Origin of the sequence: Burkholderia sp. Bp9099, assembly GCF_003857805.1 — a bacterium.
Lineage (GTDB): Bacteria > Pseudomonadota > Gammaproteobacteria > Burkholderiales > Burkholderiaceae > Burkholderia.
Window position 1 is genome coordinate 35678 of record NZ_QTPU01000032.1, and the last position, 14762, is coordinate 50439.

General features: G+C 66.9%; 14 protein-coding genes and 1 pseudogene. 10 read left to right on the plus strand and 5 right to left on the minus strand.

Annotated elements, in window-relative coordinates; translation table 11 throughout:
* Positions 1–218: 218 nt before the first annotated feature.
* Positions 219–800: a hemerythrin domain-containing protein gene (locus DIE17_RS30200; protein ID WP_124521235.1), complete on the plus strand. Its 582-nt coding sequence runs from the start codon at positions 219–221 to the stop codon at positions 798–800.
* 70 nt (positions 801–870) lie between these two features.
* Here the strand turns inward: DIE17_RS30200 and DIE17_RS30205 are convergent, their stop codons facing one another.
* Positions 871–1242, minus strand: coding sequence for a DUF3564 family protein (locus DIE17_RS30205; RefSeq protein WP_124921460.1), 372 nt, complete (start codon positions 1240–1242; stop codon positions 871–873).
* Positions 1243–1431: 189 nt separating this feature from the next.
* Between DIE17_RS30205 and DIE17_RS38085 the strand changes: the two are divergent.
* The 4 genes and pseudogenes from DIE17_RS38085 to DIE17_RS30225 all read left to right on the plus strand — a co-directional run.
* A pseudogene (locus DIE17_RS38085) lies at positions 1432–1609 on the plus strand (RNA-directed DNA polymerase); the annotation flags it as partial.
* A 366-nt stretch (positions 1610–1975) separates the two neighbouring features.
* Positions 1976–2305 (plus strand): H-NS family nucleoid-associated regulatory protein, encoded by a 330-nt coding sequence (locus tag DIE17_RS30215; protein WP_044847685.1) that lies wholly within the window; start codon positions 1976–1978, stop codon positions 2303–2305.
* A 226-nt stretch (positions 2306–2531) separates the two neighbouring features.
* The gene (locus DIE17_RS30220; protein ID WP_124921461.1) at positions 2532–3779 is read left to right on the plus strand and encodes an MFS transporter; all 1248 of its coding nucleotides are present in this window, start codon (positions 2532–2534) and stop codon (positions 3777–3779) included.
* Positions 3780–3864: 85 nt separating this feature from the next.
* On the plus strand, positions 3865–4431 hold the full coding sequence (locus DIE17_RS30225) for a DNA-binding protein (RefSeq protein ID WP_124921462.1): 567 nt from the start codon (positions 3865–3867) through the stop codon (positions 4429–4431).
* Positions 4432–4629: 198 nt separating this feature from the next.
* Here DIE17_RS30225 and DIE17_RS30230 read toward each other — a convergent pair whose 3' ends face one another.
* The gene (locus DIE17_RS30230; RefSeq protein ID WP_409410399.1) at positions 4630–5706 is read right to left on the minus strand and encodes a polyamine ABC transporter substrate-binding protein; all 1077 of its coding nucleotides are present in this window, start codon (positions 5704–5706) and stop codon (positions 4630–4632) included.
* A gap of 416 nt (positions 5707–6122) precedes the next feature.
* Here DIE17_RS30230 and DIE17_RS37585 point away from each other — a divergent pair, with 416 nt between their 5' ends.
* Positions 6123–6362: a hypothetical protein gene (locus tag DIE17_RS37585; protein WP_185735400.1), complete on the plus strand. Its 240-nt coding sequence runs from the start codon at positions 6123–6125 to the stop codon at positions 6360–6362.
* A 231-nt stretch (positions 6363–6593) separates the two neighbouring features.
* Here DIE17_RS37585 and DIE17_RS30240 read toward each other — a convergent pair whose 3' ends face one another.
* Together DIE17_RS30240 and DIE17_RS30245 are read right to left on the minus strand one after the other, a co-directional pair.
* Positions 6594–7286: a pentapeptide repeat-containing protein gene (locus DIE17_RS30240; RefSeq protein WP_124921464.1), complete on the minus strand. Its 693-nt coding sequence runs from the start codon at positions 7284–7286 to the stop codon at positions 6594–6596.
* Between the two features lie 86 nt (positions 7287–7372).
* Positions 7373–8011, minus strand: coding sequence for a TetR/AcrR family transcriptional regulator (locus DIE17_RS30245; RefSeq protein WP_124921465.1), 639 nt, complete (start codon positions 8009–8011; stop codon positions 7373–7375).
* Positions 8012–8240: 229 nt separating this feature from the next.
* Here DIE17_RS30245 and DIE17_RS30250 point away from each other — a divergent pair, with 229 nt between their 5' ends.
* The 4 genes from DIE17_RS30250 to DIE17_RS30265 all read left to right on the plus strand — a co-directional run bounded on the left by DIE17_RS30250 (position 8241) and on the right by DIE17_RS30265 (position 13423).
* Complete coding sequence (locus DIE17_RS30250) at positions 8241–9365, plus strand: Rieske 2Fe-2S domain-containing protein (RefSeq protein ID WP_124921466.1); 1125 nt, start codon at positions 8241–8243, stop codon at positions 9363–9365.
* A gap of 12 nt (positions 9366–9377) precedes the next feature.
* The gene (locus DIE17_RS30255; protein ID WP_124921467.1) at positions 9378–11105 is read left to right on the plus strand and encodes an FAD-dependent oxidoreductase; all 1728 of its coding nucleotides are present in this window, start codon (positions 9378–9380) and stop codon (positions 11103–11105) included.
* A 113-nt stretch (positions 11106–11218) separates the two neighbouring features.
* Positions 11219–12118, plus strand: coding sequence for an acetoacetate decarboxylase family protein (locus DIE17_RS30260; protein WP_124921468.1), 900 nt, complete (start codon positions 11219–11221; stop codon positions 12116–12118).
* Between the two features lie 54 nt (positions 12119–12172).
* A complete protein-coding gene (locus DIE17_RS30265; RefSeq protein ID WP_124921469.1) occupies positions 12173–13423 on the plus strand; it encodes a trans-acting enoyl reductase family protein in 1251 nt (416 codons plus the stop codon).
* A 232-nt stretch (positions 13424–13655) separates the two neighbouring features.
* Here the strand turns inward: DIE17_RS30265 and DIE17_RS30270 are convergent, their stop codons facing one another.
* A complete protein-coding gene (locus tag DIE17_RS30270; RefSeq protein ID WP_124488108.1) occupies positions 13656–14744 on the minus strand; it encodes an AraC family transcriptional regulator in 1089 nt (362 codons plus the stop codon).
* Between the last annotated feature and the right edge of the window lie 18 nt (positions 14745–14762).

Here is a 14762-nt window from a genome sequence, read left to right on the forward strand (position 1 = left end):
CAGGGCACCTGTTCGAATCGGCCGACGCATGCCGACTTCGCGCGTTGCCGGGCCGGCACACTCTTTGATCTCCCTCAAGGCCGTCGCGTCGGCACACTTTGATGTCGAGCCGCAGCCGACCAAGATGGAAATTGTGGGCACTGGCTGACGGGCTCGCCGCGCAAGCGAGTCGATCGAGCGATCGCCAGTGCATTCCGCCTGTTTCCGTGAGGTCTGGTATGTCGTCGTTGGGGCCGCGGGCCGCGATCACCGTCATCCTCCGTGAGCACGAGCGGCTGTCTGCCGTCGTCGAGGGCATGCGGCGCTATGTCCATCTGCTTGCGGCTGGCAAGCCCGTTCCGGGTCTCATGGTGTTCCGGGCGATGCTCTATTACATTCGAGAGTACCCCGAGCAGATACATCATCCGAAAGAGGAGCGCTACCTGTTTGCACCATTGCGGGATGTGGCTTCCGAATTCGACGGCGTGATCGACGAACTGGAGACTCAGCACGCGCGAGGTGACGGGATGTTGACCAATCTCGAACACGCGCTGACCCGGTACGAGTTGAAGGGGGCGCCCGCATTAGCGGCACTGGTGGCGCTGGTGGATGAATATGCCGAGTTCTATTCGGATCACCGGTTTACCGAGGAGACGCTGATTTTGCCGGCCGCGAGACGTTTGCTGTCAAACGAGGACTGGGCGGAACTTGATCTCGCCTTCGGAGCCAATCGCGATCCATTCGACGGGGTCAAGCTCGAAGCCGATCTCGGCAAGCTGTTCTCGATGATCGTCAATGCGATTCCGGAAACGGAAGATTAGCGGTTCGCGCGTGGGTGTCGGCCGAGGCTCTCTACCGAGCCAGGATGCCGGCTCCGTGTGTGCGACGCGCTCAGCGTGCGTCGTCTGCAAACAGCCGGTGCTCGGGTTCGGCCTGCTCGGTATCGAGACATTGCACGCGCCAGCGACCGGCATCCGGCGCGTGATGGGCATGCGGGTACCAGCGTGCCATGCCGGATGCGCCGACACTTGGCGCTTCGGCATTGCCGGACGCGAAGCCGTCAAGGACGACGAGCGGACGGCTGGCGTCGGGCACGGCAAGCCGGATGCCGTCGCCGGTCCGGGCAAGCGTCCCCCATGAGGGCATTGCCATCGCGTAGTGGCCTTCACACGACCACTTTTGCTCGTCGAAATCAAGCCAGACGATCGCATACGCCGACGGGCCGGCATGCGCGAACGTGTCGAGATGAACGGTGATGCGCATGGCGGATTCCTGTGATGAGTGACTGCGACATCCGGTGAGAGGGCATGGGTCCAGTCTAGGTTTGGCCGTGCGCCCGGCCTTGACGCACGTCAACCGGTCAAGCGGCATGACGGCCATCGACGATCGCTGGCTCGACGACTTCGGTCGTGGTTTTCTCGTGACGCTGACGACAAGCGTCGCGGCGGCTGCCGCCTGATCCTGACCAACTGCATCCGCCACGGGCCGGCGTCGCGGAACCCGCGCCGCGCATCCGGATTTCCGCGGACATCTGGCCGGACGCGTCGGCCATGCAAGCGCGCTGAACGCCGCGCGCGGTCCGAAGCTGCATGCGCGGATCGCGCGGGACGGGTGCCGCTTCGGCACGTGAAACGCCGCGCCGGCGTCGAGGCTCGCGGGCCAAGGCCGGCGAGTGTGCGCCGGACCGCAAAAGTCCTCGAACATGACGGATGCGCACTGCTATCATTCGCGCCATGCCGCGCCTGTGCCAGGGTGCGGCGCCAGGCGGCGAGGAGGTCGCCGCCGAAGGCTCGCCGCGCGTTCGAACGCGGCGCGCCAGGTGTTGCGTGCCGATGTCATGCGGTTTTCGACGATGGTGTTGCGTTCGGCACACTTCGAAACCCTTACAGATGCCGGCAAACGATTCACACATCGCAACACAGATTGGCGGAACTTCGTGATAGGTTCTGCCATCGGAGGTTTTTTGAATAAAAACATGCCCAAAGAGGATGAATACATGACCCAGGCTCTGCAGGAACTCGAAGCACAACTTCGGGACCTGAACATCAAGCTGTCGGAAGCCAAGCAGAAGGAGAAGCAAGCCGCACTGGCGGCATTCAGGGAGCAGGTCCAGCTGTTGGGCATCTCGCAGCAGGAAGTGCTGAGCGCCCTCGGCTACATCGTCCAGCGAAAACGCAAGGCGCCTGCCAAGTATTACGATCCGACGACCGGCCGCTCGTGGTCGGGCCGCGGCCCGCGACCCAAATGGCTCGAAGGCCGGGATCTCGATACGCTGCTCGTCGACCGCGAGGCCAAAACCTGGTGGCCCGGGGACGATCAGGGCTGAGTCAGCACCGCGCCGGCCTCACCACTCCCGTTTCATCCCGTTCTTTCGGTGTCCCAGCCTGCTGCGGGATCGCCGGCTTCAACATCTTTCAAATTCATTACCGCCGCTGCCCGCTTCCGTTCCCGGAAGCGGGCAGCGCGGCGCTTTCTGCGTGCGCCCGTGCACGGGCCCGTCATGCGCGGGAACAGGCTTTAGAATGTCGCCCGGACATTTCCGGCGGGACACCATGGCAGCAAACATGAAATCTTCGGCGCTCGACGAGCCGGCGGCGCCGCGCGGCGGGCAGGGCGGAGCGTACGCGTGGAAGGCGCTGGCCGGCTCGGCGATCGGCTACGCGATGGACGGCTTCGACCTGCTGATCCTCGGCTTCATGCTGCCGGCGATCACCGCGGCTTTGCAGCTGACGCCCGGGCAGGGCGGCGCGCTCGTCACGTGGACGCTGATCGGCGCCGTCGCGGGCGGCATTTTGTTCGGTGCCCTGAGCGACCGCTACGGCCGCGTGCGCGTGCTGACCTGGACGATCATGCTGTTCGCGGTCTTCACCGGCCTGTGCGCGTTCGCGCAGGGCTTCCGGGACCTGCTCGTGTATCGCACCATCGCGGGCATCGGCCTCGGCGGCGAATTCGGCATCGGCATGGCGCTCGCGGCCGAAGCGTGGCCGGCGAGCAAGCGGGCGCGCGTGTCGTGCTACGTCGCGCTCGGCTGGCAGGCCGGCGTGCTGCTGGCCGCGCTGCTGACGCCGCTGCTGCTGCTCCATATCGGCTGGCGCGGGATGTTCGTGGTCGGCGTGTTGCCCGCACTGCTCGCATGGGTGCTGCGCAACCGGCTGCACGAGCCGGAAGTCTTCGTGCGGCGCGCGACGCAGCCGCGGGCCAACGCGTTCCGGATGCTCGTCGCCGACGCGCGCACCGCGCGCACGAGCCTCGGCATCGTGATCCTGTGCTCGGTCCAGAACTTCGGCTACTACGGGATCATGATCTGGCTGCCGACCTTCCTGTCGAAACAGATGGGCTTCTCGCTGACGAAGTCGGGGCTGTGGACCGCGGCGACCGTCGTCGGGATGATGATCGGCGTCTGGACCTTCGGGCAGCTCGCCGATCGCATCGGCCGCAAGCCGACGTTCCTGCTGTACCAGCTCGGCTCGGTCGTGACGGTCATCGCCTACGCGCGCCTGTCGGACCCGACGGCGATGCTGTGGGCCGGCGCGCTGATGGGCATGTTCGTCAACGGGATGGTCGGCGGCTACGGCACGCTGATGTCCGAGGGCTATCCGACCGCCGCGCGCGCGACCGCGCAGAACGTGCTGTGGAATATCGGCCGTGCGGTCGGCGGCTTCGGGCCGGTGGCGGTCGGCGCGCTGGCCGCGCGCTACTCGTTCCAGACGGCGATCGCGCTGCTCGCCGGCCTCTACGTGCTCGACATGGTCGCGACGCTGTTCCTGATCCCCGAGCTCAAGGGCGTCGAACTCGAATGACGATGCGCGATGCGTGGCCGGGTTTCGCAGCCAGGTGCCGCGCCGCGGTTCAATTCAACGATTCATCACATCACCGGAATACATGATGCAACGCAACCACCGAACGATCGGCGTGATGGGCTCGGGCAAGGAACCGTGGCTCGCGTTTTCCGAGCCGCTCGGCGCATGGCTCGCGCAGGCCGGCTTCAACCTGCTGACGGGCGGCGGCCAGGGCGTGATGCTGGCGGTCGCGCGCGCGTTCGCCGGCGTGCCGGGGCGGGCCGGCCGGTCGATCGGCATCCTGCCGACGCAGGCCGATCCGCACGCGGGCTTCGTGCCGCTCGACGGCTACCCGCATCCGTTCGTCGAGATCCCGATCCTCACGCCGCTGCCGCGCCGCGAACCGGGCGCCGATCCGCACACCATCAACCGGAACTACGTGAACGTGCTGAGCAGCGACCTGATCGTCGCGCTGCCCGGCGGGCACGGGACCGCCGAGGAGATCGCGCTGGCGCAGCGCTGGCGCAAGCCGCTCATCTGCCTCGGGCCCGACGGCGCGTTTCGCGAGCTCGCCGCGGGCGCGACGTGCACGTCGTCGCTCGACGACGTGATCCGCTTCATCGACGCAGCGTTCGCGGCGGCGTTGCCGCATGTGGAGCCGGCGCAGCGATAGTGCGGCGCGGCCGGGCGTCAGTCGCCGGGGGGGCGGGTGCCGACGGCGGCTGGTCGTGCAGCCGGTCGGGCACGGCCCGTTCGGATTGGCGGTCGTGCATCCGCGGGCGTTTCCCGAACAGCGGGCGATCGTCGCGGGAGCGCGTCGGCGCGTGCTGGCGATCCGTCGGGGCGGCACGACTGGCCGCCCCCGTACCGGTCAGCGCCCCGTCTTCAGTTGCGCCCACAACCGGTTCTGAAGCCGGCGAATCTCGGGCGGCATCGGCTTGAGCAGCGTCATCTTGCTCAGCACCTCGTCGGCCGGATAGACCGACGGATCGCGCGCGATCGCGGGCTTCACGTACTGGCGCGCGGCCTTGTTCGCGGTCGGGTAGAACACCGCGTTGGTGATCCCCGCGTTGACCTTCGGGTCCTGCAGGTAGTTGATCCATTTCAGCGCGGCATCGCGGTTCGGCGCATCCTTCGGGATCACCATCATGTCGAACCACAGCAGCCCGCCTTCCCGCGGATTCGCGAAGCGGACCTCGTACGGACGCTTCGCTTCCGCCGCACGGCGATGCGCGATGCCGACGTCGCCGGAATAGCCGAACGACACGCACAGGTCGTTGTTCGCGAGATCGTTGATGTAACCCGACGAGTTGAACTGCGTGATGTACGGGCGCACCTTCTTGAGCACCTCGTATGCGGCGCGGTAATCGGCCGGATTCGTGCTGTTCGGATCCTTGCCCATGTACTGCAGCGTCGCGGCGAACACGTCGACGGCCTGGTCGAGGAACGATACGCCGCAGCTCTTCAGCTTCGCCATGTTGGCCGGGTCGAATACCAGCGCCCAGCTGTCGACCGGCGCCTTGTCGCCGAGCGCCTTCTTCACCGCCTGCACGTTGTAGCCGATGCCGTCGGTGCCATACGCCCACGGCACGCCGTACTGGTTGCCCGGATCGGCATCGGCGACCATCTTCATCAGCAGCGGATCGAGGTTCGACAGGTTCGGCAGCTTCGTCTTGTCCAGCGGCTGGTAGACGTTTGCCTGGATCTGCTTGGCCATGTAGTTCGACGTCGGCACGACGATGTCGTAGCCGGAGTTGCCCGACAGCAGTTTCGCCTGCAGCGTGTCGTCGCTGTCGTAGTTGTCGTAGCGCACGTGCAGGCCGGTCTGCTTCTGGAAATTCGGAATCGTGTCCGGCGCGATGTAGTCGGACCAGTTGTAGATGTTCAGCTCGCCGGCGGCCTGGGCGTGCGTAGTGACGAAGGAGGCGATGCCCGCGACGGACATCATGGCGGCGGTTGCGATGGTGCGGCGAAGGGTGCGGAGTTGCATGGCTTGTCGTTCGTATCGGGAGGCTCGGCGGTTGGCTGCTCGCCGCGCCACGGTTCAAGGGATGGACGTGTGCAACCGGCCGGCGCTCGAAACGAACGCCGGCGGTGCATGATGATCAGGAGTCCGTTAGGTCTACGCAGCGAATCGTGCCGACACGCAACGCGAGCCGATCCTGTCGCGAGTCACGCGACACGATGTGCAGGTCGAACGGAACGGAGGGGGCGCGCTAAGGCAGCAGCGACGCCACGTCGTCGGTGTGGATCGCGACGTATGCGCGCGCGGCGACGGCGTTGTGACGGCGGACGGAACGGCGGGACAGGATGGTGTAGATCGACAGATGCAGGCGAGGACTTTGCCGGCGGTCACTGTCGCCGGTGGACGAGATCGATGCACGCACGTTGCGCGCATCGCCTCGTCTCCACCGCACCAGCGGGCCACGGATTCTCACGATTGCTCTCGACCGGGTTGTTGAAAGTATTGAACACCTGGCGACTCGCGGACGCTGGCCGTTTCACATGTCGATCGCCGCATTTGCCGCGCGGCGGCAGCGGGATCGTCAAGCAAAACGAAAGCATGATGCAAAGCGAAATCGCCGAAATATCGCGTTCCTGTGAATCATCAGGTAAATCGCTGTAAGGATGTCTCCGGATTTTCCCTAGTGATTCGCGCGTCGACGGATCGGGTCGTCGAGCGTGAGCGCAAGGGCGTGCGTGACGTGTGCCGTTCGGGATGCGGTCGAAGTGATGAGAATATTCGACAGATTGCCGGCAGCACATGCGACATGCGCGGTTCGCGGCCGGCGTCGCGCATGTCGGCCGCGGGGCGAAGCAACGCGCGTGCGGTCGTCAGGCGACCCGGATCCCCAGATTCTCGATCAGCATCGTGGCCTGGTCATACGAGATGGTCGCGCCGCGCAGCACGCCCGACGCGAGCAGCTTCGGCGTGCCGCCGAGCTCCACGTCGCGCAGGTCGGCCCCCTCGAACCGGGCGTCGTTCAGATGCGCGTTGCGCAGGCTGCCGCCTTCGAACACGGCGTCGCGAAAGTCCGTGCCGGCGAGATCGGCATCCGAGAAGTCGAGCGCCACGAGCCGCGTTTTCCGGAACGAGAAGCGGCGCAGGCTCGCGCCGACCAGCAACGTGTTCGCGAATTCGATGCCGAGCGACTTGCATTCCTCGAAGTCGGCGCCGGTCAGCCTGCATTCGTCGAAGCGCGCCGAGCCGAGCTTGCTGCGGCGCCAGTTCGTGTTGTTGAGATCGCAGGACTGAAACTGCGCGTCCTCGAGGTCGGCCGACGCGAAGCTCGTCTGGCGCGCGCGGCAGCGAATCCACGCGGTCTGCGCGAGCGTCGCGCCGACGAACGACGCTTCCGCGAGCGCGCAGCGCTCGAATCGCACGCCGCGCAAATCGAGCCGCGACAGGTCCGCACCTTCGAGATCGCAGTCTTCGAGACGAAGCGGCGCAGGCGAGCCTTCGACGAGAAGCAGCAGGTCGGCGCGATCGAGCGTTCGGCCGGAGACGGAAACTCCGCAGGTCGTCATGGGGTAGTCCGGTGTGAGTTGAAATGTTCGAGGCCGGTATCGGATGGTATCGGCCGGGCTGCGCGACATCGCGCGGGCGCCGCCGCTCAGCGCGCGGCCTTCATCCGGGCCGCGACCGGCTTGCCGGCCGGCTCGCGCTGGAACGTCCACAGGATGCGCATCTGCGCGCGCATCGCCTGCTCGTCAGTCGGAACCAGGCAGTACGCGAGCCCGATACGGCCGATCAGCGCGATGATGTCGTCGAGCGCGGGCACCCGCGCGCCGTGCACGGCGACGTATTCACGGTACGGCTTTTCGAGCACGCGCTGCCACATCGGCGCGATGTTCTCGACGATGTAGCCGAACACGTCGGTGGACAGGCTCGTGGCCAGATAGTTGTGGTGAAAGCCGCCGTGATGACGGTCGCGATAGCGCACCGCGAAGCACACGCTCTCTTCGCAGTAGGCCTCGAAGTCGTGCTCGAAGGCGGTGAGCGCGCGCTGCATCTCGTCGAAGAACTCGGCGTTCTGGATGCCGATCACGCCCTGGATCAGCTCTTTCTTCGTGCCGAAGTAGCGGTACAGCGTGCGCCGCGAAATGTTCGCGCGGCGTGCGACGTCGTCGATCGACAAACGGTCGATCCCGTGCTCGATCATCGCGTCGAGCGTGGCGCGCAGGATCGCGCTTCGCCCGTCGTTGACGCTGTCCATCCTGCTGGCGTCGCCCCAGCGCAGTTGCCGATCCATACCTTTCCTCGTTGCCGTGCGTTGCGCGGCGTGTGCCGATGAGCCGACCGAATGCGTCGGTTCGGAATTTTCGCATACGTTGTCACAAAAATGGAATTTGTGCCATTATGCGTCACAAAATAAATGCTTTGTGACATAGCGCCGGGTGCATCGACCCGCCCGGCATATTCCCGGCAAGGTCCGCCACGCAGGTGCAGGGCTGCGCCTTTCGACTGGAAGGAGACGATCCATGACCGAATCATCCGCGCCGGCCAGCCGGCATCCCGTTCACCGGATTCATGCCGCCCCCATCGACGCGCGCTACGCGCGCGGCTGGCATTGCCTCGGGCTCGCCGACGACTACCGCGACGGCCGCGCGCACGGCCTGTCGATCTTCGGCACGCGCGTGGCGGTGTTCCAGGGCGAGGACGGGCAGTTGCGAATCCTCGACGGCTACTGCCCGCACATGGGCGCCGACCTCGGGCGCGGCCACGTCGACGGCAACGCGCTCGTGTGTCCGTTTCACGGCTGGTCGTGGGCCGGCGACGGCACCTGCACTGCGATTCCGTATTCGCAGCGCATCCCGCCGAAGGCGCGCATCAAGTCGTGGCCGGTGATGGAGCAGAACCGCCTGCTGTTCGTGTGGAACGATCCGGAGGGCAATGGGCCCGATCCGGCGGTCGAGATTCCGCGCATCGACGCGTGCTTCTCCGATGCGTGGAGCGACTGGGCGATCGTCAAGTGGGTGATCGACACGAACTGCCGCGAGCTGATCGACAACCAGTCCGACATGGCGCACTTCGGCCCCGTGCATGGCGCGCCGATCGACTACTTCTGCAACACGTTCGCGGGCCCGGTGGCCTACCAGAAGCTGCGCGGCGGCAGCACGCGGCTGGCCGGCAGCGGCGGGTTGACGGCCGACTCGGCCTACTTCGGCCCGGCATACCACGTCACGCTGATGACGGGCGAAGCGCACGGGCAGCCGCTCAGGTCGATCCTGCTCAACAGCCACGTGCCGATCGATACGAACAGCTTCGAGCTGCGCTTCGGCGTGATGGTCGAGAAGAATCCGGCGCTGACGGACGAACAGAATCGCGCGATGGTCGACGGCTACGTGCTGGCCGCGCAGTCGGCATTTCGCGAGGACGTCGCGATCTGGGACCACAAGACGCGCGTCGACAATCCGCTGCTGTGCGAAGGCGACGGCCCGATCTATCGGCTGCGCCAGTGGTACCAGCAGTTCTACACGGACGTGGGCGAGCTGCCCGCGCGGCACGCGAGCGTCGAGGTGCACGAATACCGCGGCGAGCACGGCGCCTGGCGCCAGCTCGCCGACGTGCCGGCCGATGCGGCAAGCTGCCTTGCCACGATCTGAGCGGAGGCGATCATGTACGACGATCGACACGATTCGTTCGGCGACGCCACGTACGACGTGGTGGTGGTCGGTTCCGGGGCGGGCGCGATGACGGCGGCGCTGCGCGCGCATGACCAGGGGCTGTCGGTACTGGTGGTCGAGAAGAGCACCGTCTATGGCGGCACCACGGCGGTGTCCGGCGGCGGCATCTGGATTCCGTGCAACGACCAGATCGCCGCGCTTGGCGGAAGCGATTCGTATAACGAAGCAATCATGTATTTGCGCGACGTGGTCGGCGAGGATTTCGACGCGCAGCGCATCGATGCGTATCTCGACAACGGCCCGAAGATGGTCGCGTATCTCGCGAAGCACGCGCACACGCGGTTCAATGCGGTGCCGCGTTATCCCGACTACTACCCGGACCGCAAGGGCGGCAAGCCCGGCTACCGGACGATGGAGCCGGCGGCGTTCGATGCCGCGCGTCTCGGCGCGCATTTCGACACGTTGCGCGCGCCTTCGCCGGCGACGCTGATCGGCGGGCGCATCGCGATGACGCAGATCGAGGCGCACACGATCCTCGCGAAGGAGCGCGGCTGGCTGCGGCTCGCCGTGCGCCTGATGCTGCGCTATGCCACCGATTTCAAATGGCGGCGCCGCACGCCGCGCGACCGGCGCCTGACGCTCGGCAATGCGCTCGTCGCGAGCCTGCGCGCAGCGCTCGAGCAGCGCGGCATCGCGCTGTGGCTCGCAACGCCGATGCGCTCGCTGCACACCGACGGCGCACGCGTGAACGGTGTGGTCGTCGAGCGCGACGGCCGGCCGTTCGGCATCCGTGCGACGCATGGCGTCGTGCTCGCGTGCGGCGGATTCGAGGCGAACCAGGCGATGCGCGACCAATACCTGCCGAAGCCGACGCGCGCCGAGTGGAGCGCGGCGCCGCCGATCAACACCGGCGACGGCATCCGCGCGGGGCTCGCGCTCGGGGCCGACGTCGCGCTGATGGGCTTCGTCTGGGGCGTGCCGACGGTGCGCGTGCCGGGCGAGGAGAAGCAGCGCGGGCTGTTCGTCGAGCGCTCGGCGCCGCGCTGCGTGATGGTCAACCGGCTCGGGCGGCGCTTCGTCAACGAATCGGCGCCGTATCCGGACGTGATCCACGCGATGTATGCGGACCATGCGAACACGCAGGCCAACGTGCCCGCGTGGCTGATCTTCGATGCCGAATATCGCAAGCGTTATCCGTGCGGCGTGCTGCTGCCGGGCAGCGTGCAGCCGGACAGCAGAATCCCGCCCGGCTGGCTCGACTCGGTCATCTATCGCGCGGGCTCGCTGGCCGAGCTGGCCGCGAAGATCGGCGTGGATGCGCGGGGGCTCGCGCAGACGGTCGAGCGGATGAACGGTTACGCGCTCACCGGCATCGATACCGAATTCGGCAAGGGCGGCAACCTGTTCGATCGCTACTACGGCGATGCGTCGTCGAAGCCGAATCCATGCCTCGGGCCGATCGAGCGTGCGCCGTTCTATGCGCTGCGGGTCGACCCGGGCGAGATCGGCACGAAGGGCGGCTTGCGTACCGATGCGCATGCGCGCGTGCTGCGTTCCGACGGTTCGGTGATCGACGGCCTCTATGCGCTCGGCAACACGTCGGCGGCCGTGATGGGCAAGACCTACCCAGGCCCCGGCTCGACGATCGGGCCCGCGATGACGTTCGGCTATGTCGCGGCCGATCACATCGCGGCCGCGCGTTCCGACCGCTTCCTCTAGTCGAGGCCTTGACCTTGAAGTCGAGTTGAATCTTAGAGTGCCTGCTGACGGCAGTGAATCGGCAGGCCCGCACGTTGCCTGCGACGATCAATCTTCGACGAGAGGCAACGCAGATGGACAGGCGCTTTACACAGGTCGAATTCGGGCCCCACAAGGTCGATGTGCCCGAAGGCGGGTACTACGACCGGTTCCGGATGAATCCGGATCTCGACGCGGTCGCGTGCGATCCCGCCGCCGGGAACATCGATTTTTTCTGTCGGATCCCGAAGCGTCAGGTTGCGTCGCGCGTCGGTCCGACCTGGGCGCCAAATTTCTACTATCGCTCCAGCAGCATCCAGGTGCTGTTTCTCGCGCCGCTCGAGCGCCTGCGTACCACGCTGCCGGTGCCGCTCGAACCGCTGCGCGCATTTCCCGGTTACGGGCTGGTCGCGCTGACGTTCTTTTCGTATTCGGTCTGCGACAACGATCCGTATGACGAGGTGTCCGTCGCGGTCGTGATTCGCCGGCCGGGTGCGCGCGGCTCGCATGCGCTCGAGCTGCTCGACGCGATGCGGCGCCGGAGCTTCTTCGCGCATGTGCTGGCGCTGCCCGTTACCACGGAAATCGCGCGGGTGCGCGGCGTGCACGGCTATCAGCTGCCCAAATGGCTCGCCGATATCGACATGAACATCGGCGCACGCGTGAGCGCGCGGATCGCCGGGATGGACGGCCGGCCGGACCTGACGCTGAACGCACCGTCGCCCGCGCTGATCGACGTGCCGTCGCAGTCGCGGATGGGCACGAATACCATGGTCAATCTCGTCGACGGCGTGTGGCACCAGAGTTCGGTGCAGACCAACACGCTATCGTTCGCACAGCGCGTGTTGCCGCGCGGCATCGAGCTGGTGCGGCACGGCGGGCCGCTGAGCCAGCTGCTCGACGGGCTCGGTGTATCCACCATCGTGCGGTTCGACGTGGTCAAGGATGCCCAGCTGGTGCTGAATCTGCCGACGCCATTGGGGAGCGTTCGATGAACCCGTTCGATGAATCCGGCTGCTCGTAACCAACCCGTTTCGGAGGAAACATCGATGACCCAGCCGACCCGTGATCTGGATCTCGTCGTATTCGGTGCCACCAGCTTCGTCGGGCAGATCCTGACGCGCTACCTGTCCGAATACCTGTCGGCCAGCGGAGAATCGCTGCGCTGGGCGATTGCCGGCCGCTCCGAGGCGAAGCTCCGGCAGGTCAGGGACGCGCTGGGCGCAGCGTGGCAGGCGCTGCCGATCATCGTGGCCGATGCCGCCGACGAAGCGCGGTTGCGTGCGTTGTGCGAGCGCACGCGCGTCGTCGTGTCGACCGTCGGGCCGTACGCACTGTATGGCGAGCCGCTGGTGCGGATCTGCGCGCAGACCGGCACGGACTACTGCGATCTCACCGGCGAGACGCAGTGGATCAAGCGGATGATCGAACGGTACGAACCGGCGGCCAGGCAATCGGGCGCGCGCATCGTGCATTGCTGCGGTTTCGATTCGGTGCCGTCGGACATCGGCGTCCTGTTCCTGCAGCAGCACGCGCGGCGGCAGTGGGGCCGGCCGGCCACGCAGGTGAAGATGCGCGTGAAGACGCTGAAGGGCGGCGCGTCGGGCGGAACGGTCGCGAGCGTGATCAACGTCGTGCGCGAAGCCGCGGCCGATCCCGCGTTGCGCCGCGAACTGCTCGATCCGTATGCGCTGTGTCCGAAGGATCATCGCTTTACGGTGCGGCAGCACGCGGTCCGGTCGGCGGAATTCGATCGCGACGGCGGCACGTGGATTGCGCCGTTCGTGATGGCGGCCATCAACGAGCGCGTCGTGCATCGCTCGAACGCGCTCGCGGACGACGCGTACGGCAGCCGGTTCGCGTATGACGAAGCGGTCATCACGGGCACGGGTTTCAAGGGCCGCCTCGCCGCGCTCGCGATGATGGCCGGCCTCGGCGCGTTCATGGCGGGCGTTCTCGTCAAGCCGGCGCGCAGCCTGATGGAGCGCTTCCTGCTGCCGAAGCCCGGCGAGGGGCCGAGCGTCGCCGCGCAGCTGGCCGGCCGTTTCGATCTGCGCTTCTTCGGGCGCGCCGACGACGGGCGGACGCTGCGCGTGAAAGTCACCGGCGATCGCGATCCGGGCTACGGTTCGACCGGGAAGATGCTGGGCCAGGCCGCGCTCAGCCTCGCGCTGGATTGCAGCCGCGACGGCGAGAAGACCGGGCGCGGCGGCGGCTTCTGGACGCCCGCGACGATGTTCGACGAGCGCTTCGTCGAGCGCCTCGTGCGTCATGCCGGGTTGCGTTTCGAGGTGCTTTGAGCGCGTGGCGCACGCGTCCGGGTCGATAGGAATCGACGCGCCGCCATTTTGTCGGATGGCAGGACACATACCCATGGCCTCGATACGCTTGCCGAGGCAAACCGTAACCTTTAAGTGAAGTTCAAGGGCAGGCGTTTTTCGCCTTGCCTTTGCACGGGCGCGCGTTGCCCATGACGAGGCCGGGAAGTGCCGGTACGGCGCGGAGTGGCTGACGTTCGCGCGCCGCGCGATTTCAGTCGTTCGCGCCCGCGCGCGGCGTCTTGCCGGTCCAGCGCCGGTACGCATGGCGGAAGCTGCGCGGCTCGCTGTAGCCGAGCCGCTCCGCGATCGCGGCCACGCTCAGCGCCGGTTCTTCGAGCAGCCGCACCGCCTCCTGGCGACGCACGTCGTCGAGCAGCGACTGAAACGTGATGCCGTCCTTGTCGAGCCGGCGTCGCAAGGTGCGCTCGGTCAGGTGCAGCGCGTTCGCGAGCGACGTCATCGACTTGAAGCGCGCGAGGTCGCGCGCCATCAACTCCTTCGCGCGATCGGCGAAACGCGTGCCGACCGACGCGGCCCACTGCCGTTCGAGCGCTTCGCATTGCCCGTGCAGCGCATTGAAGCTGACTTCGTTCGCGAGCCGCGGGGCTTCCGTGCCGTTCACGCTCGTGAACACGAGCCGGTTCTCGCCCGCATTGAACGTGACCGGGCAGTCGAAGTGGCGTGCGTAGTCCGCGCCGTTGCGCGGCGTGCGGCGGGCGAGATGCAGCTGCGCGGGCCATACCGGCTTGCCGACCAGATCGGACACGATCAGGCGCAGGCTCGACAGGCACATGTCGGTCTGGAACACCTCGAGGTCGGGTTCGCCGTTGTAGCGGCCGATCGTCACGCTCATCCCGTCCGCGTGCGCGTGCACGCGCACGTCGAAATACAGCCCCATGAACAGCGGAAACTGGCTCATGCACCGGAACGCCTGCATCACGGAGCCGCTGATCAGCATCGCGTAACCGGCGAGGCCGAGCGTCGACACATGGAGCCGCGCGCCGATCGACAGGCCGATCGACGGTACGCCGCTGCAGCGCAGCAGGTTGCGGAAGCAACGCTGCTCCTGGCCGCGATTCACGTGCAGGTTCGGCGACGCGACTTCGGCCGCGCCGAGGCCGGTGCCCGCGAGCAGCGCGGCGCCGTCGATGTGCCGGACGCGGCATTCGTCGAGCGCGACCGCGATCGCGTGCACGGTGGCGGGAATGTCTTCCTGGCGTCCGGCCGGACGCGCGAGGCCGAGCGCCGAACGCAGGCTGCGTTCGGCGCGGCTTTGGGGTCGATGGGACTTGCTGTCCATGGCGAGGGGCGGCAACGG

Coding starts and splice junctions, on each gene's coding strand:
- DIE17_RS30200 (WP_124521235.1), top strand. CDS start 219: ATGTCGTCGTTGGGGCCGCGGGCCGCGATCACCGTCATCCTCCGTGAG.
- DIE17_RS30205 (WP_124921460.1), bottom strand. CDS start 1,242: ATGCGCATCACCGTTCATCTCGACACGTTCGCGCATGCCGGCCCGTCG.
- DIE17_RS30215 (WP_044847685.1), top strand. CDS start 1,976: ATGACCCAGGCTCTGCAGGAACTCGAAGCACAACTTCGGGACCTGAAC.
- DIE17_RS30220 (WP_124921461.1), top strand. CDS start 2,532: ATGGCAGCAAACATGAAATCTTCGGCGCTCGACGAGCCGGCGGCGCCG.
- DIE17_RS30225 (WP_124921462.1), top strand. CDS start 3,865: ATGCAACGCAACCACCGAACGATCGGCGTGATGGGCTCGGGCAAGGAA.
- DIE17_RS30230 (WP_409410399.1), bottom strand. CDS start 5,706: ATGATGTCCGTCGCGGGCATCGCCTCCTTCGTCACTACGCACGCCCAG.
- DIE17_RS30240 (WP_124921464.1), bottom strand. CDS start 7,286: ATGACGACCTGCGGAGTTTCCGTCTCCGGCCGAACGCTCGATCGCGCC.
- DIE17_RS30245 (WP_124921465.1), bottom strand. CDS start 8,011: ATGGATCGGCAACTGCGCTGGGGCGACGCCAGCAGGATGGACAGCGTC.
- DIE17_RS30250 (WP_124921466.1), top strand. CDS start 8,241: ATGACCGAATCATCCGCGCCGGCCAGCCGGCATCCCGTTCACCGGATT.
- DIE17_RS30255 (WP_124921467.1), top strand. CDS start 9,378: ATGTACGACGATCGACACGATTCGTTCGGCGACGCCACGTACGACGTG.
- DIE17_RS30260 (WP_124921468.1), top strand. CDS start 11,219: ATGGACAGGCGCTTTACACAGGTCGAATTCGGGCCCCACAAGGTCGAT.
- DIE17_RS30265 (WP_124921469.1), top strand. CDS start 12,173: ATGACCCAGCCGACCCGTGATCTGGATCTCGTCGTATTCGGTGCCACC.
- DIE17_RS30270 (WP_124488108.1), bottom strand. CDS start 14,744: ATGGACAGCAAGTCCCATCGACCCCAAAGCCGCGCCGAACGCAGCCTG.